This window comes from Labrys sp. E2SS-1L (assembly GCF_057073705.1).
Genome location: NZ_CP172712.1, coordinates 2,749,445 through 2,772,201, shown reverse-complemented (window position 1 = coordinate 2,772,201; position 22,757 = coordinate 2,749,445). Strand labels below are relative to the sequence as shown.

Here is a 22,757-nt window from a genome sequence, read left to right as displayed (position 1 = left end):
GGTGCGCGGACAAGACGTCCGCCTACCCGGGAATCGGCACTCCGACCATGTTCTGTCAGAGCGAGCGCATCAGCCCGCCGTCGACCCGGATGTTCTGGCCCGTGATGTAGCCGGCGCCCTCCGAGGCGAGGAAGGCGATGGTGGCGGCGATCTCCTCGCTGGTGCCGTAGCGCCCCATCGGCACGCTGTCGCGGCGCTCCTCGGTGGCCGGCAGGCTGTCGATCCAGCCCGGCAGCACATTGTTCATGCGCACATTGTCGGCGGCATGCTGATCGGCGAAGAGCTTGGTGTAGGCGGCAAGCCCGGCGCGGAAGACCGCCGAGGTCGGGAACATCGCCGTCGGCTCGAAGGCCCAGGCCGTCGAGATATTGATGATGGCGCCGCTCTTCTGACGGATCATCGCCGGTGCCACCACGCGGGTCGCACGGATCACATTCATCAGATAGACGTCGAGCCCCGTGTGCCATTGCTCGTCGGTGATCTCCAGAAGCGGCGCGCGCGGACCATGGCCTGCGCTGTTGACCAGCACATCGACACGCCCCCAGCGTTCGAGCGTCAGGTCAGTGAGGCGCTGCAGGTCCTCATTGGACTGGTTGGAACCGGTGACGCCGAGGCCCCCCAATTCCCGGGCGATGGCCTCGCCCTTGCCGGAGGAGGAGAGAATGGCAACCCTATAGCCATCCTTGGCCAAGCGCCTGGCGGCCGCCGCTCCCATGCCACTGCCCCCGGCCGTGACGATCGCTACTTTTTCTGCTGCCATCGGAATCATCCTTCCATGCCCCGGAGCGGCGGGAGGCCGCGACAAAGGGACCATGCACCTGATATACTGGCAATCCAGCTCCCATTCGAGCCAGAATAGCTGCTCTCATCCTGTAGAAAAACTACTGCATGCCGGACGCCCTGCCCCGCCTTCCTCCGCTCAAGGCCCTGCGTGCCTTCGAAGCCGCCGCACGCCATCTGAACTTCCGCCTCGCCGCCGAGGAGCTCAACGTGACCCAGGGCGCCGTCGCCCAGCATATCAGAGGGCTGGAGGCCGATCTTGGCGTCAAGCTGTTCGAGCGGCTGCCGCGCGGGCTTACGCTCACTCATGCCGGGCACGGCTACCTGCCTCCTGTCCGCCGAGCCTTCGAACTCATCGCCGACGCGACATTGGGCCTGCGGCCCGAGCCTGCCCGGCTGACGATCAGCGTCACGCCGAGCTTCGCCACCAAATGGCTGATCCCGAGACTGCCTCACTTCGTGGCCGAGCATCCGCTCGTCGACCTGCGCATTCTCGCTAATGAAAGCCTGTCGAATTTCCAGAGCGACGGTGTCGACATCGCGGTACGCCAGGGTCGCCTGCCCTTCGGGCCGGGCCTTGTAGTGGAGCGCCTGTTTCCGCAGCACGTCATCGCCGTCTGCGCCCCCGCCTTGCTGCCGGCCGGCTCGAACGGCATCGAACCGGCCGAGATCTTGAGCTACACGCTTCTGCACGACACCCATAATCTGTGGCCGGAGTTTCTCGAGCGGGCGCTGGGGCTGAAGCCGCTCGTCGAGCCGCGACGGATGCGCTTCAACCAGACGGGACTGGCAATCGAGGCGGCGGCCGCCGGCCAGGGCATCGCGCTCGCCAGCCGTTTCCTGGTCGCCGGCGATCTCGCCACCGGCCGGCTCATCCAGCCTGTGGCGACCGTAATGTCCGGCGGCCATGATTTCTACGTGGTGCTGCCGCGCCGGCAGCGCCATCCCGAACCCACGGACGCGGTCCGGCGCTGGCTCATCGAGACGGCCCAGGCGGAGGCGCGAGTAGACAACCCGGCGGCTCAGAAATCGACGGCGTCCGCGCTCGCAGTGGTGGAGACGCGATAGAGCGCAGCATCCGGCACGAAGGCAGCCTTGTTGCCGTCCCGGAACCGGTTGGTGATCGGATAACGGCGATCACGGCCGAAATTCTTCTCCGTCACCTTCACGCCGGGGGCGGCCTGGCGGCGCTTGTATTCGGCCAGATAGAGCAGGCGCTCGACCTTGCGCACGGTCTCCTCGTCATGGCCGCGCGCCACGATCTCGCTGACCCGCATCTCGCTTTCGACCAGGCAGCGCAGGATGTCGTCGAGCACGTCATAGGGTGGCAGCGAATCCTGGTCCTTCTGGTTCTCGCGCAATTCGGCAGATGGAGCCTTGGTCAGGATGTTTCGCGGAATCACCACACCCGCCGGCCCCTTGGCATCCACCGGTTTCCAGCGATTGCGCAGCTCGCACAGGCGATAGACCTCGGTCTTGTAGAGATCCTTGATCGGGTTGAAGCCGCCATTCATGTCGCCATAGAGCGTGCAATAGCCGACCGACATCTCCGACTTGTTGCCGGTGGTCACCACCATGGCGCCGAACTTGTTGGAGATCGACATCAGGATGGTGCCACGGGTGCGGCTTTGCATGTTCTCCTCGGCGATGCCGCGGGGTTGGCCGGCGAACAGCGGCTCGAGCACGCTCTCCAGCCCGCTCACCGGGGCCTCGATCGGTACGACGTCATAGCGCACACCCAGCGCCGTAGCGCATTCCAAGGCATCCTTCAGGGATTCCTTGGAGGTGTAGCGATAGGGCAGCATCACGCAATGCACCCGCTCCGGTCCGAGCGCATCCACCGCCATGGCCGCCACCAGGGCCGAATCGACACCGCCGGACAGGCCGAGCACCACGCCGGGAAAGCCATTCTTGTCGACATAGTCGCGCAGGCCCAGGACGCAGGCCTGGTAATCGGCTTCCTCGCCCTCCTCCACCGGCTCGACCACGCCCGGTTCGCAGGCCCAGCCCTGCGCCCCGCGCCGCCAGGTCGTTGTGACGATCGCCTCCCGGAAGGCCGGCAGTTGCACCGCCAGGCGATGATCGGCATTGAGGGCGAAGGAGGCGCCGTCAAAGATCACCTCGTCCTGGCCGCCAACCTCATTGGCGTAGAGCATGGGCAGGCCGGATTCGGTAACGCGTGCCACCGCGACATTGAGCCGGATGTCGGACTTGTCGCGATGATAGGGCGAACCATTGGGCACAAGCAGGATTTCGGCGCCCGTTTCGGCCAGGCACTCGACCACGTCATGGCCCCAGATATCCTCGCAGATCGGCACGCCCAGGCGCACACCGCGAAAGGCGATCGGCCCCGGCAAGGGCCCCGGCTGGAACACGCGCTTTTCGTCGAACACGCCGTAATTGGGCAGATCGTTCTTGAAGCGGACGGCAGCGACGATTCCCTTGTCCACCAGCGCTACCGCGTTGTGCAGCTTGTCCTTCTCGCGCCAGGGCAGGCCGACCAGCGCCGCCGGTCCGCCATCGGCCGTATCGCGGGCGAAGTCCTCCAGCGCGGCGCGGCAGGCATCCTGGAAAGCGGGCTTGAGTACCAGATCCTCGGGCAGATAGCCGCAGAGGAAAAGTTCGGTGAACAGCACGAGATCGGCGCCCTGCTCCCGCGCGCTGGCCCGCGCCGCGCGCGCCTTGGCGAGATTGCCGGCGATGTCGCCGAGCGTTGGTTTGAGCTGGGCAACGGCAATGCGCAGAATATCGGTGCTCATGGTCTCTTCAAAGGCGGACAAGAATGATCCGCCATCCTTACACCAGCCTTTCGGCCAGCGCGAGAAGCCAGGTCAGCCCCGCCAAGGTGAGCGCCGTGAACACCGCTGCCGAACCGAGATCCTTGACGATGCGGATATGGGGATGACGGTCGGGCGTGACATGGTCCGACAGCGCTTCGATGGCCGTGTTGAGCAGTTCCACCATCAGTACCAGCAGGATGACGCCGATCAGGGCAAGGCGCTTCCACCAGCTCTCGGTAACCAAGAAGCTCGCCGGCACCGCGACGAGCAGGACGATGACCTCCTGGCGCACCGCCAATTCATAGCGGACGGCATGGGCAAGACCCGCTGCCGAATTGAAGAATGCCTTGACGATTCGCTCCATGACCGCTCCCGAGAGTGGCAGGCGTTTTAAGGCCAGGCAGCGGCAATCGCCAAGTATAATCGGGGCATGCAATCGAGACGCCACAACGCAAATGCCGGCCCGAAGGCCGGCATGCGTGATCGACGTCCCGTCTGTCAGCGCTTCTTCTTGTAGTAGACGTCGAGGCAGACGGCGAAGAGCAGCACCAGGCCCTTGATCCATTTCTGGTCGTCGATGCCGAGACCGAGGATCGACATGCCGACATTCATCACGCCCATCAGCAGGGCGCCGATCACCGCGCCAGTGATCTTGCCGACGCCCCCCGAAGCCGAAGCGCCGCCGATGAAGCAGGCTGCGATGACGTCGAGCTCATAGCCGTCGCCGGCCTTGGGTGTCGCCATGCCGCCGAAGCGCGAGGTGACGATGAGCCCGGCCAGCGCCGCCAGCGCGCCCATATTGACGAAGGTCAACAGGATGAGGCGATCGGTGTTGATGCCCGAGAGCTTGGCTGCCTTCTCGTTGCCGCCGAGGGCATAGATGCGCCGGCCGACCACGGTGCGGGTGGTGACGAAGACATAGAGCAGCGTCAGCGCCAGCAGGATGATCAGCACCATCGGCAGGCCACGATACATGGCGAGGAGATAGCCGACATAGACGGTAGCGACCGCCATCAGGATGTTGCGGCCGATGAAGATCGCCATCGGCTCTTCCTCCACGCCGTGCTTGAGCCGCGTCATCCGGCCCTTGATGTTCACCAGGATGAACAGCGCAGCGGCGATCAGGCCAAGGGCGAAGGTGGTGGTAAAGAAGCCCGGGGATGCGAACGGATCGGGAATCCAGCCGGCACTGAGCTGGTTGAACTCGGCCGGTAGCGGACCGACATTGGTATTGCCAAGCAGGCGATAGGTCAGCCCTCGAAACACCAGCATGCCCGCCAGGGTGACGATGAAGGAGGGAATGCGCAGATAGGCGATGAAATAGCCCTGGATGCCGCCGATGAGCGCCCCGACCACCAGGGTGGCGACCGCCGCCGGTGCCCAATGCCAGCCCAGCTTCACCATCAGGGTCGCGGCGACGGCGCCGGTGAAGGCGCAGACCGAGCCGACCGACAGGTCGATATGGCCGGCCACGATCACCAGCAGCATGCCGAGCGCCATGACGATGACATAGCCGTTCTGGTTGGGAATGTTGTTGATGTTGGAGGGCGCCAGCATCCGCCCTTCCGTCATATATTGGAAGAAGCCGACGATGACGATCAGCGAGATCAGCAGGCCATAGTCGCGGATGTTGCCGCTGATATATTCAAGGATGGATTTCTTGGGCGATGAGCCTTGAGCTTCCACAGTGTTTGTCGTCATCGTCAATGCCCTTCCGCACGCATGATGGCGCGCATGATCTTTTCTTGGGTGGCCTCGGCCCCGGGGAATTCGCCTACGAAGCGACCTGCATTCATCACATAGATGCGATCGCACATGCCGAGCAGTTCCGGCATCTCGGAGGAAATCATCAGCACGGCTTTACCTTCATTCACCATCTCGTTGATGATGCTGTAGATTTCGTATTTCGCACCGACATCGATCCCGCGCGTCGGCTCGTCGAGCATCAGCAGTTCAGGATTGGAGAACAGCCATTTGGAGAGCACCACCTTCTGCTGATTGCCGCCCGACAGGTTCACCGTCTTCTGGAAGACGTTGGGAGAGCGGATGTTCAGCTTGCGCCGGTAGTCGTTGGCCACCCGCAATTCCTTGATGTCGTCGATGATGGAATTCTTCGACACCCCCTCGAGGTTGCTGAGCGTGATGTTCTTGATGATGTCCTCTTCGAGGACGAGGCCGAGCTGCTTACGGTCCTCCGTGACATAGGCCAGGCCGTTGGCCAGCGCCTTGTGGATGGTGGACAGATCCACCGGCTTGCCGTGCATCAGGGCCTGGCCGCTGATGCGCTGGCCGTAGGACTGGCCGAAGATGCTCATGGCGAGCTCCGTCCGCCCGGCGCCCATCAGGCCGGAGATGCCGACGACCTCGCCCTTGCGCACGGTGAAGTTCACGCCCTTGACCACCTGGCGATCGGAATGCTCGTGGTGGTGCACCACCCAGTCCTTGATCTCCAGCACCGGCTCGCCGATCTTGGGCTCGCGGCTGGGATAGCGGTCCGCCATTTCGCGCCCGACCATGCCCTTGATGATGCGGTCTTCGCTGATCGCCTCGTTGCGGCAGTCGAGGGTCTCGATCGAGGCACCGTCGCGGATCACCGTGATCTCGTCGCAGACCTTGGAGATCTCGTTGAGCTTGTGCGAGATCAGGATCGAGGAAATGCCCTGGCGCTTGAACTCCAGCAGGAGGTCAAGCAGGGCATCGCTGTCGCTTTCGTTAAGACTGGCCGTCGGCTCGTCGAGGATCAGCAGCTTGACGTCCTTCGACAAGGCCTTGGCGATCTCGACGAGCTGCTGCTTGCCCACGCCGATATTGGTGATGAGCGTGTCCGGCGATTCCCTCAGCCCGACCTTATCCAGCACCTTGCGGGTCTTGCCATAGGTCAGGGGCCAATCGATCAGTCCACCGGTGGCCTGCTCGTTGCCGAGGAAGATGTTCTCGGCGATGGAGAGCAGCGGCACCAGGGCAAGTTCCTGATGGATGATGATGATGCCGAGCTCTTCAGACTGGCGGATATCCTTGAAGTGGCATTCCTTGCCGCGGAAGCGAATCTCCCCTTCGTAGGAGCCGTGGGGATAGACCCCACTCAGCACCTTCATCAGGGTTGATTTGCCGGCGCCATTCTCGCCGACCACGCCGTGAATTTCGCCCTCGTTGACCGTGAGGTTGACGTTGCTGAGCGCCTTGACCCCCGGAAAGGTCTTGGTGATGCCCCGCATTTCCAGGATGGCTGTCATAGTGGATGACCTGTGAAAAGGGCGGCCGGCACCGTGGTGCCAGCCGCCCGATACCCTAACATGGTTTTAAGGACGACCACTTATTTCAGCTGGTCTTCCTTGTAGTAGCCACCATCGACCAGCACCTGCTTCCAGTTGTCCTTGGTGACCAGGACGGGCTTGAGCAGATAGGTCGGCACCACCTTCTTGCCGTTGTCGTAGCTCTTGGTGTCGTTGATCTCGGGCTTGCCGCCGGAGAGCACGGCATCGACCATGTCGACCGAGACCTTGGCGAGCTGGCGCGTATCCTTGTAGATCGTCGAGTACTGGTCGCCGGCGATGATCGCCTTGACGGATGCGACTTCGGCATCCTGGCCCGAGATGAAGGGCATGGGCTTGTCGCCCGAGCCGTAGCCGGCGGCCTTCAGCGAAGCGATGATGCCGCGCGACAGGCCATCATAGGGAGACAATACCGCGTCGACCTTCTTGTCGGTGTAGAAAGCGGAGAGAAGGTTATCCATGCGCGACTGGGCGAGCGAACCGTCCCAGCGCAGCGTACCGACCTTGTCCATGCCTGCCTGCTTGGACTGCACGACCAGCTTGCCGCTGTCGATGTAAGGCTGCAGCACCGACATCGCGCCGTTGTAGAAGAAGAAGGCGTTGTTGTCGTCGGGCGAGCCGCCGAACAGCTCGATGTTGAAGGGGCCCTTGCCGTCCTTGAGGCCGAGGCCGCTCTCCAGCGACTGGGCCTGCAGCACGCCGACCTGGAAATTGTCGAAGGTGGCGTAGTAGTCGACATTCTCCGAATTGCGGATCAGGCGGTCATAGGCGATGACCTTGACGCCCTTGGCCGCAGCCTCCTTGAGCACGTCGGCGAGCGTGGTGCCGTCGATCGAGGCGATCACCAGGACCTTGTCGCCCTTGGTCAGCATGTTCTCGATCTGGGCGAGCTGGTTGGGGATATCGTCGTCGGCATATTGCAGGTCGGTGGCATAGCCCTTGGCCTGGAGCTGCTTGACGACATTGTTGCCGTCGTCGATCCAGCGCTCCGAAGTCTTGGTCGGCATGGCGATGCCAACAGGCCCCTTATCCTGGGCAAGGGCCGGCGATGCGAGGGTGATCGCACCGAAGGCAGCAGCCAAAAGCAAGGATTTGAATAGTTTCACGTCTCTCTCCCAAGTTGACGTTTTCCCGGTCCGGGACGAACCGGGTCTAGAAATAGCCCCTCAGCCGACGACAGGAATCGAAGCGGCTCCAATGGAGCCTCTTCTCACCCCCGGGGCACAGCCGAATGCGTCCAGAACCGTGCCGCCAAGGGGTGTTTCTTCCCGCGAGGCTCAGAATTCATAAGAGCTTTCCGATGCTTGTCAATTGGTAATACAATTAGCAAACAGATGATGCGCCACCGGCCCATAAGAGCGACGGTGACGCCTCTCGTCATCGCATGTCAATCCGGTCAGGGGAACGGCCGGCGTTGCGGTCGCGGGTTACCGCTCGACGTCCCGAGCCCCTACTTCAACTGATCTTCCTTATAGTAGCCGCTGTCGACCAGCACCTGCTTCCAGTTGTCCTTGGTGACCAGGACGGGCTTGAGCAGATAGGTCGGCACCACCTTCTTGCCGTTGTCGTAGCTCTTGGTATCGTTGATCTCGGGCTTGCCGCCGGAGAGCACGGCATCGACCATACCGACCGACACCTTAGCCAGGTCGCGGGTATCCTTGAAGACGGTGGAATATTGGTCACCGGCGATGATCGCCTTGACGGATGCGACTTCCGCATCCTGGCCGGAGATGAAGGGGATGGGCTTGTCGCCCGAGCCATAGCCGGCCGCCTTCAGCGAGGCGACGATGCCGTGGGCCAGGGTGTCGTTCGGCGAGAGCACCGCGTCGACCTTCTTGTCGGTGTAGAAGGCGGAGAGAAGGTTATCCATGCGCGACTGGGCGAGCGAGCCGTCCCAGTTCAGCGTACCGACCTTGTCCATGCCCATCTGCTTGGACTGCACCACCAGCTTGCCGCTGTCGAGATAAGGCTGAAGAACGGACAGGGCGCCGTTGTAGAAGAAGAAGGCGTTGTTGTCGTCCGGCGAGCCGCCGAACAGCTCGATGTTGAAGGGTCCCTTGCCGTCCTTGAGGCCGAGGGCGGTCTCGAGCGACTGGGCCTGTAGCACGCCGACCTGGAAATTGTCGAAGGTGGCGTAATAGTCGACATTCTCCGAATTGCGGATCAGGCGGTCATAGGCGATGACCTTGACGCCCTTGGCGGCGGCGGCCTTGAGAGCATCGGCCAGCGTGGTGCCGTCGATCGCCGCGATCACCAGCACCTTGTCGCCCTTGGTGAGCATGTTCTCGATCTGGGCGAGCTGGCCGGGAATATCGCCATTGGCATATTGCAAGTCGGCGCCATACCCCTTGGCTTCCAACTGCTTGACGACATTCTTGCCGTCGTCGATCCAGCGCTCGACCGTCTTGTCCGGCATGGCGATGCCGACGGTGCCCTTGTCCTGTGCCAAGGCCGGTGTCACCAGAACGCCCGCGACCAAGGCGCTCGCCAGACACAGTTTTTGAAACAATCCCATAGTGCCTCCCGATTTAATGAGTTACGTACCTCAATTTTCGTCACTGCAGCGGCCGATCTTTCGCTGCAATGGTACGACGAATGATAGATTAGTGCCTCAACCTGTCAACGACCCATGATGCACGGACCTCATGGATCGTCCTCGCCGAGACGCAATCGGCCACCCCTGCCCTTCAGGCATTCCAGTCAAGCACGATCTTGCCGCACTCGCCGCGCGCCATCGTCTCGAAGCCCTCGAGATAGTCGGCGACGGCCAGGCGGTGGGTGATCACCGGGCGGATATTGAGCCCGCTCTGCAGCATGGCCAGCATCTTGTGCCAGGTTTCGAACATCTCGCGGCCATAGATGCCCTTGATGGTCAGCATCTTGAAGACGATCTTGTTCCAGTCGACGGCGAAGGGCGTGGCGGGAATGCCAAGCATGGCGATCTTGGAGCCCATCAGCATGACGTCGAGCATCTGCTGGAAAGCCGCCGGTGCGCCGCTCATCTCCAGGCCGACATCGAAGCCTTCCTTCATCCTCAGGCGGGTCATCACGTCGCGCAGATCTTCCTTGGCGACGTTGACCGGCACGACATCGGCCACCTTGGCAGCAAGGTCGAGGCGGACAGGATTGATGTCGGTGATCACGACATGGCGCGCGCCGGCATGGCGGGCGACGGCCCCGGCCATGATACCGATTGGGCCGGCGCCGGTGATCAGCACGTCCTCGCCGACGAGGTCGAAGGACAGCGCCGTATGCACCGCGTTGCCGAGCGGATCGAGGATGGCGCCGAGTTCGTCGTCGACCTCATCGGGCAGCGGCACGATGTTGAAGGCCGGTACCTTCACATATTCGGCGAAGGCGCCGGGCATGTTGACGCCGATGCCGCGGGTGTCGGGATCGAGGTGGAAGCGCCCTGCCCGCGTCGCCCGGCTCTTCATGCCGATGACATGGCCTTCGCCGGACACCCGCTCGCCGATCTTGAGGCTGTGCACGGCCGAGCCGATCTCGACGATCTCGCCGGCATATTCATGACCGACGATCATCGGTACCGGCACCGTCTTCTGGGCCCAGGCGTCCCATTTGTAGATGTGGATGTCGGTGCCGCAGATGCCGGTTTTCCGCACCTTCACTAGGACATCGTTGGGACCGAGTTCAGGCATCGGCTCATTGTCCGAAAACCAAAGGCCGGGTTCGGGCTTGGATTTGACGAGGGCTTTCATCTGTCAGGGCTTTCTTGGGAGGCCTTCAGGCTTGCCAGGGGTTGAAGACAGGAACGCCGAGGGGGCTAAAATCGGCGACATTTCGGGTGACCATGGTCAGGCCATGCTCCAAGGCCGTAGCCGCAATCATCGCATCCCGTTCGGGACGCCGGTCCGGGACATGCAGGCGCGCACATATCTGCGCGGTCCGAGATCCAAACTGTAAAATCCGGCCATCATAACTGGGCTCGACTTTGCCAACCAACCAGTTACGAAGAATTCCGCCTTGCGCGGGATCACGCCGCTCGATCGACAACACGCCAATTTCGAGTTCCATCAAAGTGACTGCAGAGATGAATTGTCTCGATCTGGCGGTGGCGTAAGCCCATTCGAGAAGCTTTGGCGCGGCAAGACGAGGACGACGCAACTCGGAGAGGACATGGGTATCCAGCAGGAACATCAGTCGAATACCGTCTCCCTGCGCACGATCTCACGCAAGCGCGGCGGCTCGAAATCGAAATCCGCTTCCGGTTCGTCCTGGCGGAGCAAATCCACGATGCTTGGCTCTTCCCCGACAAGGCGCTGATATTCCTCATGCTTAAGCAACACGAAGGCCGGCTTGCCGCGATCGGTGATCACGAGCGGGCCTTCCTCCGCGGCGCGCTTGGCTTTGCCGATGTCGTGATTGAACTCCCGGCTGCTCATGTGCTTCATCGGAGACCTCCGCAGGATATGTAGTTACAATACTACATCCTGCAAAGCCAATCACGCAAAAAGATCAGATCACGCCCAAAGCCTTGCCGGCATCGGTGAAGGCGTCGATGGCAAAATCAATGTCAGCTTCCGTCAGCCCGGCCGACATCTGGGTGCGGATGCGCGCCCTGCCCTTCGGCACCACCGGGAAGAAGAACCCGGCGACATAGACGCCGCGCTCGTCGAGCGCCCGAGCCATCTCCTGGGCGCGCCGCGCATCATGCAGCATCACCGGAATGATCGGCGTCTCACCCTGCAGAAGTTCGAAGCCTGCTTTTTCCAATCCGGCCCGGAAACGCCTGGTGTTGGCGAACAGTTTTTCGCGCAAGTCATCGCCCGCCTGAGCCAACTCGATCGCCTTCATCGAGCCGGCCGCGACCGGCGGGGCCAAAGAATTGGAGAAAAGATAGGGACGTGCACGCTGACGCAGGAGATCGATGATCGGCTGGCTGGCGGCGACATAGCCACCCATCGCGCCACCCAAGGCCTTGCCCAGCGTGCCGGTGAGGATATCGACCTTGTCCTCCACCCCGGCGCGAGCGGGCGTGCCGCGTCCCTCGGGACCGATGAAGCCGGTGGCGTGGCAATCATCCACCATCACATTCGCCCCGTAGCGCCCGGCAAGATCCGTGAGCGTCTTCAGGTCGGCGAGATAGCCGTCCATGGAAAACACGCCGTCGGTGGCGATGATGATGTGGCGGGCATTGTCCACCTTGGCCGCCTGCAACTGCACCTCGAGATCGTTCATGTCGCCATTGGCGAAGCGATAGCGCTTGGCCTTGCACAGGCGCACGCCGTCGATGATCGAGGCATGGTTCAGGCTGTCGGAGATGATGGCGTCCTCGGCGCCGAGCAGGGGCTCGAACACCCCGCCATTGGCGTCGAAACAGGCGGCGAAGAGTATAGCATCATCCTTGTTGAGATAGCGGGCGATGGTGCGCTCGAGTTCGCGGTGCAGGGTCTGCGTTCCGCAGATGAATCGCACCGAGGCCATGCCGAAACCATGGCCGTCCATGGCCTGTTTGGCGGTGGCGATGATCTCGGGATTGTCGGCCAGGCCCAGATAATTGTTGGCGCACAGATTGAGCATCGGCCGCCGGCCGGCCTCGGCGGCCACTTCGATGCGGGCGCGTTGCGGGCCCGCAATCTCGCGCTCGCTCTTCCACAAACCGTCCTTGGCGATTTCCGTCAGGGTGGATTTGACATGATCGACGAGCGACATCGGGCGGCTCCCTTGTACCTGTTTGGGTTCACAGGCCTAAGCCAAAACCAGCCGCGCTTCAAATGATGAGATCATGCCGAAAAGAGATGAGAACAGACGAGCGCGCCGATCTTCGAACCGGTCGGGCAAGCAGGCATCCTCGGCCGCAGGAAAAGGCGGGTCCGAAGACCCGCCCCCAACCTCTCAGTACGTCTTCGGCACGTACATTTCCGACGGCACGGGATGGCGCACATAGTCTTCATGGCGCTCGCGGTCGGGCAGGATCACCGGCGGATGCTCGACTTGGCCATAGGGGATCTGATTGAGCAGATGGCTGATGCAGTTGAGGCGTGCGCGCTTCTTGTCGACCGCCTCGACCACCCACCAGGGCGCTTCGGGAATATGGGTACGCTCCAGCATCACTTCCTTGGCCCGGGTATAGTCTTCCCAGCGCCGACGGGATTCCACGTCCATCGGGCTCAGCTTCCACTGCTTGAGCGGATCCTGGATGCGCATGTTGAAGCGGAATTCCTGTTCCTCGTCAGTGATCGAGAACCAGTATTTCAACAGGATGATACCCGAGCGCACCAGCATGCGCTCGAATTCCGGCGCGGAGCGGAAGAACTCCTCATATTCGGCATCGGTGCAGAAGCCCATGACATGTTCGACACCCGCCCGGTTGTACCAGCTGCGGTCGAACAGCACCATTTCGCCGCCGGCCGGCAGATGAGCGACATAGCGCTGGAAGTACCATTGCGTGCGCTCGCGCTCGCTGGGTGCCGGCAGGGCTGCCACGCGGCAGATGCGCGGATTGAGGCGCTGGGTAATGCGCTTGATCACGCCGCCCTTGCCGGCGGAATCGCGCCCCTCGAACAGCACGACCACCCGCAGCTTGTTGTGCTGGATCCAGTCCTGCAGTTCGACCAGTTCGTGCTGCAGGCGGAAGAGCTCGCGGAAATAGATCTTGCGGTCGAGCGTATCGCGCTCTTCCAGCTCGGGCGCATCCCCCAGGATACGGTCGAGGCGGGCCTCCTCCAGCTCCAGTTCCAGCTCCTCGTCATAGCCGTCGGCAATCTCCTGCCGGATGCGGTCGAGATTGGGTCTGCTATCCGCTGGCGTGGTCATGCGAATACTCCTTGCGAGAAGGCCGCTTCGATCGGCCGGGCATGTCTCGGGCGCCATAGGCCCATGCTTTGATGAAGCCCGTAGTGCAGGAATATTTCAGTTATGTGACAGAACCGGCAAGCACCCCTCCAAGGCTCAGCTCGTCTTCAGCCATTCCACGGCGCGGTGTGCGATGGCCATGACTGGGGCATTGGTATTGGCGCTGACGATCTCGGGCATCACCGAGCAATCGAACACACGCAGTCCCTCGACGCCGCGGACGCGCAGTTGGGAATCGAGCACCGCCATCGGATCATCGTCCCGGCCCATGCGCGCCGTCCCGACCGGATGGTAATTGGTCTTGACCATGCGCTTGCAATGGGCGTGCAGATCGGCATCGGAAACCTTGTCGGCACCGGGCAGCATCTCATGGGAAATCTTCTCCTTGATGGGCGAGGCGGTCAGAAAGGAGCGGGCAAAACGCAGGCCCGCGATCATCAGGCGGATATCCTCGGCATGCTTGAGGAAGCCGCCATCGACGACCGGCGGCTCGAGTGGATCCGACGAGCGCAACTTCACCGTCCCCCGCGATTTCGGCCTGAGCAGGCAGGTGGTGAAAGTGACGCCGTCGCAGGCAGTGACGTCGGTGATGTCGCGGTCGAGATAGACGGTCGGCACGCAATAGATCTTCAGCGAGGCATCGGCCTGCGCGTCGTCGGGATTGGTGAAGACGCAGGCTTCCACGCCCGTGGTGGTCACCGGCCCCTGCTTGCGCAACAGGTAGTCGAGGCCGTTGCGGATCATGTTCCAGCCTTTGTCCTGGCCGAAATAGCCGTAACGGCCGTTGGAGGCGGCGATCAGCGGCACCTCGCAATGATCCTGCAGGTTCTCGCCCACGCCCGGCAGATCCACCTTGGGCTTGATGCCGTGGCGCAGGAGGTGGTCGGCCGGGCCGATGCCGGACAGCATCAGGAGCTTGGGCGTGACATAAGTCCCGGCGGCCAGGATCACCGTTGCGGCGGAGGCCCTGTGAGTCCGCCCGCCTTCCACATATTCGACCCCCGTGCAGCTGATACCTTCGATGACGAGGCGCGTCACGATTGCTTCGGTGGTGATGGTCAAGCGTTCGTCGTCGCGCACCAGCGGCAGAAAGGCATCCACGGCCGAGCAGCGACGCTTCGTCACCGGATCCATGGTACCCTGCATCAGACCGACGCCGCGCTGGCGTCCGGAATTGAAGTCGGGATTGAGCGGCTCACCCAGGGACGGCAGCGCCTGAAGGAAGGCCCTCGTCATCTCGCAGGTATGGAGCGGCCTCGTGACCTTGAGCGGGCCGGCGGTGCCATGCACCGGCGTGTTCAGGTCGGCATTGCCTTCCATCGCAATGAAATGGGGGAGGATATCGGCATAGCGCCAGCCCTCCGCCCCGTAATTCTCGGCCCAATTGTCATAGTCGTCAGGCTGGCCGCGCATATAGACCATGGCGTTGACCGAGGAACCGCCGCCGAGCACCCGGCCCTGAGGCACGATGGTGGCGCGCCCGTCGAGCTGGGGCTGGCGCTCCATCTTGTGCATGGTGAGATAGGTGTCCTTGGCCAGATATTTCATGTAGCCGGCCGGCATGTGCATGATCGGGTTCATGCGGGCGGGGCCGGCTTCCAGCATCAGGACGCGCTGGCCAAGATCGCGCACGAGCCGCATGGCGGTGACGCAGCCCGACGAGCCGCCGCCGACGATGATGGTGTCGTAAGTCATGGCCATTCGAACCCGCCCCATTTGTCTGACGAGTTCGTTGTGTTTCACAACTTTAGCTGAGTTGCAAACGGATTAGACCGTCGGAGGCGCCCCTGCCCCCAGGGTGATCAGCACGATCTCGGGCGGCACGCCGAAGCGCACCGGCAGACCCGTCATGCCAAGGCCACCCGAGACGACGAGGTGGCGATCCCCCTCGACGATATGGCCATAGGCAAAGCGGTTGCCATAGCGCGAGGGCACATGAATGACCCCGACGCCAGGCAGGACCACCTGCCCGCCATGCGTATGGCCGCAGACCGTCAGGGCGACATGATCGGGCACGTCGACGAAGATGTCCGGTTCATGGGCCAGCAGGATCGCCGGGGCGGTGTCGCCCACCTTGGCAAGCGTACCCGGCAGATCGTCCAGGCCGTAATTGCCATCGCCGAGGCCGAGCAGCCAGAAGGGCCGTCCGTCCTTCTCGAGCCGCAGCGCCGCATTCTCCATGACATGGATGCCATGAGCCTTGAAGGCACGGCGGACATTGTCGCCATCATGCCAGCCGATATCGTGATTGCCGAGCACGGCATGCACGCCGAGCGGCGCGCGCAGGATGGAAAGCGCCCTGGCGCATTCGGACATCGGCACGAAGGAACCGACGCCGAAGCGCCCCATGCCGGCCTCGTAGTCACCCGCCAGCAGCACGATGTCGGGTTTGAGGGCATTGGTGGTGTGGGCGATCTGCTCGATGTGGGCCGGGGTCATCCAGGGATTGATGGCATGGATGTCGGCAAGCACGGCAATGCGCAGCGTCGGTCCGCTTCTCCATTGGCGCGGTGCGACTTGGTACTGCGTCGCCAGCAACCGTCGTGGCTCGACCCCGAAGGCGTAGCCGCCGAACAGAAGAGGCGTGGCAAGGCCGGCCTTGAGGAGGAAATTGCGTCTGGAGAGCATGCGGAACCGTGGGGTATTGCAACGAAGGAAACGATCTTCGCGCATCTTTGTGGCGCTGCAGCAGCAACGATATGCAGGAGCGATGGAAAGAAAGCGCATTCGTCGTGCGCGAACCGGGCATCGGTGACGTGTTAGGTCGCCAGTGAGCTGCCGCCCCCGAGCGTGACCATCACGATCTCGGGCGGCACGCCGAAGCGCACAGGCAGGCCGGTCATGCCCAAGCCGCCGGAAACCACCAGATGACGATCGTCCTCGACGATATGGCCATAGGCAAAACGCCTGCCGAAGCGGGAGGGCACGCCTCTCGGACCATAGAAGGGGAAACTGACTTGTCCGCCATGGGTGTGTCCGCAGACCGTCAGGGCAATGCGGCGTTCGTGATCGAGTTGCGGCAGCTCGGCAAAGATGTCGGGTTCATGGGCCAGCAGGATTGCCGGCGAGCCATCGCTCATCTGGGCCAGGGTGCCCGGCAGGTCGTCGAGCCTTCTGCGATGGATACCTCCCCACTGGTCTCCCAGGCCGAGCAGCCAGAATCCCCTCCCTTTCTTCTCCAGCCGGACCGCCTTGTTCTCCATGACGGGAATACCGAAAGCGGCGAAAGCGCGCCGGACATTGTCGCCGCCCCTGCCACGGCGTCCCAGATCGTGATTGCCGAGCACGGCATGCACGCCCAAAGGCGCCCGAAGCAGCGATAGCGCCTCGGCGCAATCCTCCATCGAGACATAGGAGCCGACACCATAGAGCGGCATGCTGGCCTCGTAGTCGCCGGCCAGCAGCACGATGTCGGGGTCGAGGGCGTTGGTGGCGCGCGCAATCCGCTCGATGTGGGCAGGGCTCATCCAGGGATTGATGGCGTGGATGTCGGCGAGCACGGCGATCCTGAGGACCAGTGCGGCAGGCCAATTGCCGGGCGAGATTCGGTAGCGTGTCGTCACGAGACGCTGCGGCTCGACGCCGAAGGCGTAGCCGCCGGACAGGAAAGGCGTGGCGAGGCCGGCTTTGAGCAGGAAACGGCGTCTGGACAGCATCGGGATCCACGGGGTTGCGTTGCTTGGCAAGGCAACCCTGCCCCATGGCTATGATGGGACAATCGCCGACAGATGCAGGATTGAAGGAAAGTCGGCGCAATCCCCGCTTGGGCCGGGAATGTCCTCTCGGTCAAAGCCTGAAAAGCCAAGAGGCGGGCCAACGGACCCGCCTCTCGACATATCGATTGTCCGATCGAGGGGAATGACGGCGCGCGCCGTCACTCTGCCGCGATGATGCTCGGCTTCACCTGGCCGGAACGCTCCTTCTTGACCAGGTCCGCCACCATGAAGGCGACCTCGATGGCCTGCTCGGCATTGAGGCGCGGATCGCAATGGGTGTGGTAGCGATCGGCGAGATCGGCTTCGCTCACGGCACGGGCGCCGCCGGTGCATTCGGTGACGTTCTTGCCGGTCATCTCCAGATGCAGGCCGCCGGCATAGGTGCCTTCGGCCTGGTGCACGGCAAAGAAGCTCTTGATCTCGCCGGTGATCTGGTCGAACGGCCGGGTCTTGTAGCCGTTCATCGCCTTCACCGTGTTGCCATGCATCGGATCGCAGGACCACACCACCGAACGGCCCTCGCGCTTCACGGCGCGGATGAGTTCGGGCAGATGCTGCTCGACCTTGTCATGGCCAAAGCGGGCGATCAGGGTCAGGCGACCCGGCTCGTTTTCCGGGTTGAGGATGTCGATCAGCTTGATCAGTTCGTCGGGCTTGAGCGAGGGGCCGCATTTCAGGCCGATCGGGTTCTTGACGCCCCGGAAGAACTCGACATGGGCGTGGTCGAGCTGGCGCGTGCGGTCGCCGATCCAGACGAAATGGCCCGAGGTCGCATAGGGATCGCCCGAGGTGGAATCGATGCGGGTCATCGCCTGCTCATAGCCGAGCAGCAGGGCCTCGTGGCTGGTGTAGAAATCGGTGATGCGCATCTCCGGATGCAACTCCGGATCGATGCCGCAGGCGCGCATGAAGTCGAGCGTCTCGGTGATGCGCTCGGCCAGAGCCTGATATTTCGAGCTCTGCGGCGAGTCCTTGACGAAGCCGAGCATCCACTGATGCACATGGGCGAGATTGGCATAGCCGCCGCTGGCGAAGGCGCGCAGCAGGTTGAGCGTCGCCGCCGACTGGCGATAGGCTTCGAGCTGGCGCCGCGGATCGGGAATGCGGGCCTCGGCGGTGAATTCGGTGCCGTTGACGATGTCGCCGCGATAGACGGGCAGCTCGATCTCGCCGACTTTCTCGGTGGGCGCCGAGCGTGGCTTGGCGAACTGGCCGGCGATGCGGCCGACCTTCACCACCGGCGAGGAGCCGGCGAAGGTGAGCACCACGGCCATCTGCAGGAAGACGCGGAAGAAGTCGCGGATATTGTCGGCGCCATGCTCGGCGAAGCTCTCGGCGCAATCGCCCCCTTGCAGCAGGAAGGCCTCTCCGGCGGCAACCTTGGCGAGCTGGCGCTTGAGCTTGCGTGCTTCACCGGCAAAAACGAGCGGCGGGAAGGTCGCGAGCGTCGCCTCGACGTCGTTGAGAGCCTTTTCGTCGGGATAGACGGGCGACTGCTGGATCGGTCTGGAACGCCAGCTCTGCGGTGTCCAACGCTCGGACATGAGTATACTTCCTGTTCTCAGGGCGAACCGGCTATAGCCGCCCTGCACGACTATGATACTTTCACGAGGCCGGCGTTTTCCGGCGAAGGCCGGTTCTATACGCGTCCGGCCAATAGAAAACCAGCGTAAAGCCGTGGTTTTCAGTCTCGTTTACGAAATCTTCGAGCAGGTTGGGACCGTTTTGGCCGGATCGCTGGCCTTCAGCCGGCTCCTGGAAACGCGCCGTCGAATGAAGGGGGCGGCTGAATGCCGGATCTTCAATTCTCCCGCCCCGCCAGGATCTTGAGCGCCTTCAAGGTCTCGCGATTGAGCGTACCCTTGGTCTTGCCGCTGTAGAGGCCGCGGTCGACCAGGATCGACTGTACTTCCATGCGGGTATCCAGGCCCCAGGCCCCCCAGTGGTCGGTGAGCTGCTTGAAGCTGTAGTCGTTGCCGGCCGCGAGCGCCCGCATCAACCACAGGGCCGCCGCTTTGCCATCGGCCGGAATGCCGGTGCCATTGGCATAGGCAAAGGCAAGCCCCGCCATGCCGTCGGTGTTGCCGCGATCGGCAGCCAGGCGATAATAGGTGACCGATCTGGCTTCATCCTTGGGCACACCGTCGCCGCTGAGATAGGCATAGGCGATCTTCACCAGCGCATCGTCGTCGCCCTGGTCGGCGGCAGCCTGGAACAGGGCGATCGCTTTGGCGCCATCCTTCGGCACACCCTGCCCGCTCTGATAGGCCAGAGCGAGATTGCGGGCTCCCGCCGGATCGCCCTTGTCGGCCGCCTCCTGGAACTGCCGGGCCGCTTCCGCGAAATCCTGGGTGACGCCCTCGCCATCCCGATAGAGAAAGCCGAGATTGACATTGGCGGCGGCCAGCCCTGCCTCCGCCGCCTTCTTGTAGAGCGCCAGTGCCTCAACCGGATCGACCTTTACGCCGCGCCCGACCTGATATTGATAGGCCAGAGAATTGAGGCAGTCGGCATCGCCCTTGTCGGCGCACAGCTTGAACAGGCGGTTCGCCTCGGCGTCATTGCTCGGAATACCGACACCGTCACGTTCGCGCACCCCGGCCGAAAAGGCCGCGATCAGGCTGCCGAGATCGGCTGCCTTGCGATAGGCTTCGAGAGCGGCCCGATCATTGCCGAGCTTTTCCTGGGCACGCCCGAGCTGGAACTGAAAGCGCGCGACGGCGGGATAGCGGCCGGCGGCCTCCTCGCAGCGTGCCAGGGCCAGCGTACCGTCGAGCGCCTCCATGGCAACGCCATCCACGACTTTCTGGCTGTCCTCGGGACTTGCCGCGAGGCGATCACAGTCCGTAACGGCTTCTTCCGTCTGCGGCTGGACTGGCGCGGCGCGCAAGGGTGGGACATGCCGCCCATGAGGCGGGGTGAGATTGAGCGCCCAAGCCGCGTTCGCCAGCATGACCATGCCAGCGGCGACCGCGCCGAAAATCACCACAGGAGCCCGCATCATGCCCTCCCCGAACCGCCTGCCCTGCCGCCTTCTGATGCGTAGCGGCCGGATATCCAAGCGGGGGAATCGCCGCTATCGCACGGCGCGCACTCTGCAACCGGGTTGGTAAAGGCCGGCTTAGCGGACGGGCGTGCGCATCGTCACCAATTCCTCGGCCGCGCTTGGATGCAACGGCATCGTGGCATCGAAATCGGCCTTTGTCGCGCCCATCTTGACGCTGATCGCCAACAATTGCGCCATTTCGGCCGCCCCTTCGCCGACGATGTGCACACCAAGTATCTTATCCGTCACCTTGTCGACGACCAGCTTCATGAAGACACGGTCGCCGCTACCCGACAGGGTGGCCTTCATGGCCCGGAACGAGGTCTGGAAAATGGTGACGCCGCCACCGCATTCGGCGCGCGCTTCTTCCTCGCTCAAGCCAACGGTACCGATTTCCGGGGTCGAGAACACGGCCGTCGGCACCAGGCGATGGTCGGCGAGCCAGGGCTTGTTGCCGAAGACGGTATCGGCAAAGGCGTGCCCCTCGCGGATGGCGACGGGGGTGAGATTGATGCGATTGGTGACGTCGCCCACCGCCCAGATCCCGGGCGCCGTGGTGCGCGACTGGTCGTCGACCGCGATGGCGCCGGCAGTGTTGATTTCCACCCCGACCGTTTCGAGACCGAGACCCGCAGTATTGGGCTTGCGCCCCGTCGCCACCATGATCTCGCCGACATGGCGCGTCTGGCCGTTGGTGAGGGTGACCCGCCGCCCGCCGGCCTTGTCCTCCTCGATGTGCTTGAGGTCCGTACGGATCAGGATCTCGATGCCGGCTGCACTCATCGCCTCGGTCAACACCCGGCGGACGTCGTCGTCGAAACCGCGCAGGATCGCCTCCCCGCGATAGACCAGGGTCACCTTCACGCCGAGCCTCTGCAGGAGGCAGGCGAACTCGACTGCGATGTAGCCGCCGCCGACGATGATCATCGTCTCCGGCAGGGCCGGCAGGTCGAAGACTTCGTTGGAGGTGATGGCGAACTCGACGCCCGGCACGTTCGGCTTGACCGGCGCCCCGCCGGTGGCGATCAGGATCCGGCCGGCGGTGAAGCTGCGTCCCCCATCGAGCTGCACGGTGTGCGGGGCGGTGATCACGGCACGACTCGGGAAAGTCGCTACCGACGATTTTTCCAGATTGGCCGAATAAGCCCGTTCCAGCCGGCTAATCTCGGCTTCTTTCGCGGCCACGAGCTTGGGCCAGGAAAATTCGGCCTCGGGCACCGTCCAGCCGAAGCCTGCCGCCTCACGGAACTCATCGGCGAAACGGCTGGCCAGCACATAGAGCTTCTTGGGCACGCAGCCACGAATGACACAGGTGCCGCCGACCCGGAACTCCTCGGCGATGGCTACCCGCGCGCCATGCGAAGCTGCGATACGGGCGGCGCGCACCCCACCGGATCCTGCGCCGATCACGAACAGATCATAGTCGAATTGCGACATGGTACAGCCTGATTCCCGGTGCCTCGAGGGCAAAAAAGAAGCCTAGGATTCGCCCGTCAACAAACAAATTGGTTTGGCTCAAGCTTTGTCATTGCCGGGCTTGACCCGGCAATCCAGTTCTTCCCCTCCAGGCTCGAGGAGGGCGTCCCTGGATGCCCGGGTCAAGCCCGGGCATGACAAAGGTCGCGTCAGTTATGTGCGCACAACGCCCTGAACGTAAGAAGCGGGATTGATGCGATCAATCCCGCTTCTTAACAAGTCCGGTATGCGGATTTATTGGGCGGGTTTGGCCGGAGCCTGTGCCTCGGCGGGAGCATCGGCCGGCGACGGGCCGAGCTTGCCGCCCTTCTTCTCCACCTCTTCGCGTACCCGCTTCATCACGCCGTCCTGCAGGTCCCTCGTCCAGCCCTGCACCACCGGCATCGAATCGCGCAGGATGATCTGCTGCTGGGTGGCGAGCTTCTTGCCGACCGGGCTCTCGTAGAACGTGATCAGCTGCTTGAGTTCGTCCTCGCTGAAACGCGTGGTGTAGAACTTGGCGAGGCTGTTATCGAGCTCGACCCGCTTCTTCATGAATTCGGGTACCAGCGAGATCGCGGCCTCGTTGATCAGCTGGCTGAGCTCGGGACGCTGGCCCGTATAGATGGTGGTGGCCTGCTGCAGATATTGCGGAATGATGTCGTCGAAACCGACGGTAAGGCCGGAAGCCTTGAGAAACTGCACGGCCGTCGCCAGCTGCTCGGGCGTGGGCTGGGCGGCGTTGCCAGTCGGCACCTCGGCCGTGGGCGCCGGCGTGGCATTCTGCGCCGAAGCCGGCAGCGCTGCGGCGCTTGCGAGCAGTCCGGCGACCATGGCGGCGGCCAAGACGCGAACCTGCCCACAAACATGGCGTTGACGAAGCATCATGGAA

The 22,757-nt window shown here is 63.1% G+C and carries 20 protein-coding genes; 1 reads left to right on the top strand and 19 read right to left on the bottom strand.

The genetic code is table 11. From position 1 onward, the window contains the following. Window positions 1-55 precede the first annotated feature (55 nt). Entirely contained in the window at window positions 56-760 is a 705-nt protein-coding gene (locus tag ACIGJE_RS12765) for an SDR family oxidoreductase (RefSeq protein WP_367623931.1), read from the bottom strand. Between the two features lie 128 nt (window positions 761-888). Between ACIGJE_RS12765 and ACIGJE_RS12760 the strand changes: the two genes are divergently transcribed. Continuing rightward, the gene (locus ACIGJE_RS12760; RefSeq protein WP_483677597.1) at window positions 889-1,848 is read left to right on the top strand and encodes a LysR substrate-binding domain-containing protein; all 960 of its coding nucleotides are present in this window, start codon (window positions 889-891) and stop codon (window positions 1,846-1,848) included. On the opposite strand, the gene ACIGJE_RS12755 is transcribed toward ACIGJE_RS12760, so the two are convergent. The 18 genes from ACIGJE_RS12755 to ACIGJE_RS12670 form a co-directional block, all read right to left on the bottom strand. Beyond that, window positions 1,803-3,539, bottom strand: coding sequence for an NAD+ synthase (locus ACIGJE_RS12755; protein ID WP_415083779.1), 1,737 nt, complete (start codon window positions 3,537-3,539; stop codon window positions 1,803-1,805). The two genes, ACIGJE_RS12760 and ACIGJE_RS12755, sit on opposite strands and share 46 nt — an antisense overlap. Before the next feature lie 37 nt (window positions 3,540-3,576). Continuing rightward, on the bottom strand, window positions 3,577-3,924 hold the full coding sequence (locus ACIGJE_RS12750) for a diacylglycerol kinase (RefSeq protein ID WP_394309913.1): 348 nt from the start codon (window positions 3,922-3,924) through the stop codon (window positions 3,577-3,579). A 134-nt stretch (window positions 3,925-4,058) separates the two neighbouring features. Next, a complete protein-coding gene (gene mmsB / locus ACIGJE_RS12745) occupies window positions 4,059-5,261 on the bottom strand; it encodes a multiple monosaccharide ABC transporter permease (RefSeq protein WP_311933206.1) in 1,203 nt (400 codons plus the stop codon). A 2-nt stretch (window positions 5,262-5,263) separates the two neighbouring features. Next, the gene (gene mmsA / locus ACIGJE_RS12740; RefSeq protein ID WP_311933207.1) at window positions 5,264-6,793 is read right to left on the bottom strand and encodes a multiple monosaccharide ABC transporter ATP-binding protein; all 1,530 of its coding nucleotides are present in this window, start codon (window positions 6,791-6,793) and stop codon (window positions 5,264-5,266) included. A gap of 80 nt (window positions 6,794-6,873) precedes the next feature. Next, a complete protein-coding gene (chvE, locus tag ACIGJE_RS12735) occupies window positions 6,874-7,938 on the bottom strand; it encodes a multiple monosaccharide ABC transporter substrate-binding protein (RefSeq protein ID WP_367623936.1) in 1,065 nt (354 codons plus the stop codon). A 344-nt stretch (window positions 7,939-8,282) separates the two neighbouring features. Next, window positions 8,283-9,347, bottom strand: coding sequence for a multiple monosaccharide ABC transporter substrate-binding protein (chvE, locus tag ACIGJE_RS12730; RefSeq protein WP_394309914.1), 1,065 nt, complete (start codon window positions 9,345-9,347; stop codon window positions 8,283-8,285). A gap of 172 nt (window positions 9,348-9,519) precedes the next feature. Continuing rightward, window positions 9,520-10,551: an L-threonine 3-dehydrogenase gene (gene tdh / locus ACIGJE_RS12725; RefSeq protein ID WP_311933210.1), complete on the bottom strand. Its 1,032-nt coding sequence runs from the start codon at window positions 10,549-10,551 to the stop codon at window positions 9,520-9,522. 25 nt (window positions 10,552-10,576) lie between these two features. Beyond that, window positions 10,577-10,990, bottom strand: a complete 414-nt coding sequence (locus ACIGJE_RS12720) for a PIN domain-containing protein (RefSeq protein ID WP_483680185.1) — start codon at window positions 10,988-10,990, stop codon at window positions 10,577-10,579. Continuing rightward, window positions 10,990-11,244 carry a type II toxin-antitoxin system Phd/YefM family antitoxin gene (locus ACIGJE_RS12715; protein ID WP_068287089.1) on the bottom strand — a complete coding sequence of 85 codons (255 nt, stop codon included), beginning with the start codon at window positions 11,242-11,244 and terminating at the stop codon, window positions 10,990-10,992. The genes ACIGJE_RS12720 and ACIGJE_RS12715 overlap by 1 nt, the downstream gene beginning before the upstream one ends. A 64-nt stretch (window positions 11,245-11,308) precedes the next feature. Continuing rightward, window positions 11,309-12,505 (bottom strand): glycine C-acetyltransferase, encoded by a 1,197-nt coding sequence (locus tag ACIGJE_RS12710; protein WP_367623939.1) that lies wholly within the window; start codon window positions 12,503-12,505, stop codon window positions 11,309-11,311. 183 nt (window positions 12,506-12,688) lie between these two features. Continuing rightward, window positions 12,689-13,609 carry a polyphosphate kinase 2 gene (ppk2, locus tag ACIGJE_RS12705; protein WP_311933213.1) on the bottom strand — a complete coding sequence of 307 codons (921 nt, stop codon included), beginning with the start codon at window positions 13,607-13,609 and terminating at the stop codon, window positions 12,689-12,691. A gap of 135 nt (window positions 13,610-13,744) precedes the next feature. Next, window positions 13,745-15,349 carry a GMC family oxidoreductase gene (locus tag ACIGJE_RS12700; RefSeq protein ID WP_483680183.1) on the bottom strand — a complete coding sequence of 535 codons (1,605 nt, stop codon included), beginning with the start codon at window positions 15,347-15,349 and terminating at the stop codon, window positions 13,745-13,747. Between the two features lie 66 nt (window positions 15,350-15,415). Beyond that, window positions 15,416-16,276, bottom strand: a complete 861-nt coding sequence (locus ACIGJE_RS12695; RefSeq protein WP_311933215.1) for a metallophosphoesterase — start codon at window positions 16,274-16,276, stop codon at window positions 15,416-15,418. 131 nt (window positions 16,277-16,407) lie between these two features. Continuing rightward, complete coding sequence (locus tag ACIGJE_RS12690; RefSeq protein WP_367623941.1) at window positions 16,408-17,304, bottom strand: metallophosphoesterase; 897 nt, start codon at window positions 17,302-17,304, stop codon at window positions 16,408-16,410. A gap of 218 nt (window positions 17,305-17,522) precedes the next feature. Beyond that, the gene (locus ACIGJE_RS12685) at window positions 17,523-18,908 is read right to left on the bottom strand and encodes a class II 3-deoxy-7-phosphoheptulonate synthase (protein ID WP_311933218.1); all 1,386 of its coding nucleotides are present in this window, start codon (window positions 18,906-18,908) and stop codon (window positions 17,523-17,525) included. A gap of 257 nt (window positions 18,909-19,165) precedes the next feature. Beyond that, window positions 19,166-20,368 (bottom strand): tetratricopeptide repeat protein, encoded by a 1,203-nt coding sequence (locus ACIGJE_RS12680; RefSeq protein ID WP_311933219.1) that lies wholly within the window; start codon window positions 20,366-20,368, stop codon window positions 19,166-19,168. A gap of 117 nt (window positions 20,369-20,485) precedes the next feature. Further along, window positions 20,486-21,847 carry a glutathione-disulfide reductase gene (gene gor / locus ACIGJE_RS12675; RefSeq protein WP_415082825.1) on the bottom strand — a complete coding sequence of 454 codons (1,362 nt, stop codon included), beginning with the start codon at window positions 21,845-21,847 and terminating at the stop codon, window positions 20,486-20,488. Window positions 21,848-22,120: 273 nt separating this feature from the next. Continuing rightward, window positions 22,121-22,753, bottom strand: coding sequence for a DUF2059 domain-containing protein (locus ACIGJE_RS12670; protein WP_440724373.1), 633 nt, complete (start codon window positions 22,751-22,753; stop codon window positions 22,121-22,123). Window positions 22,754-22,757: the final 4 nt, after the last annotated feature.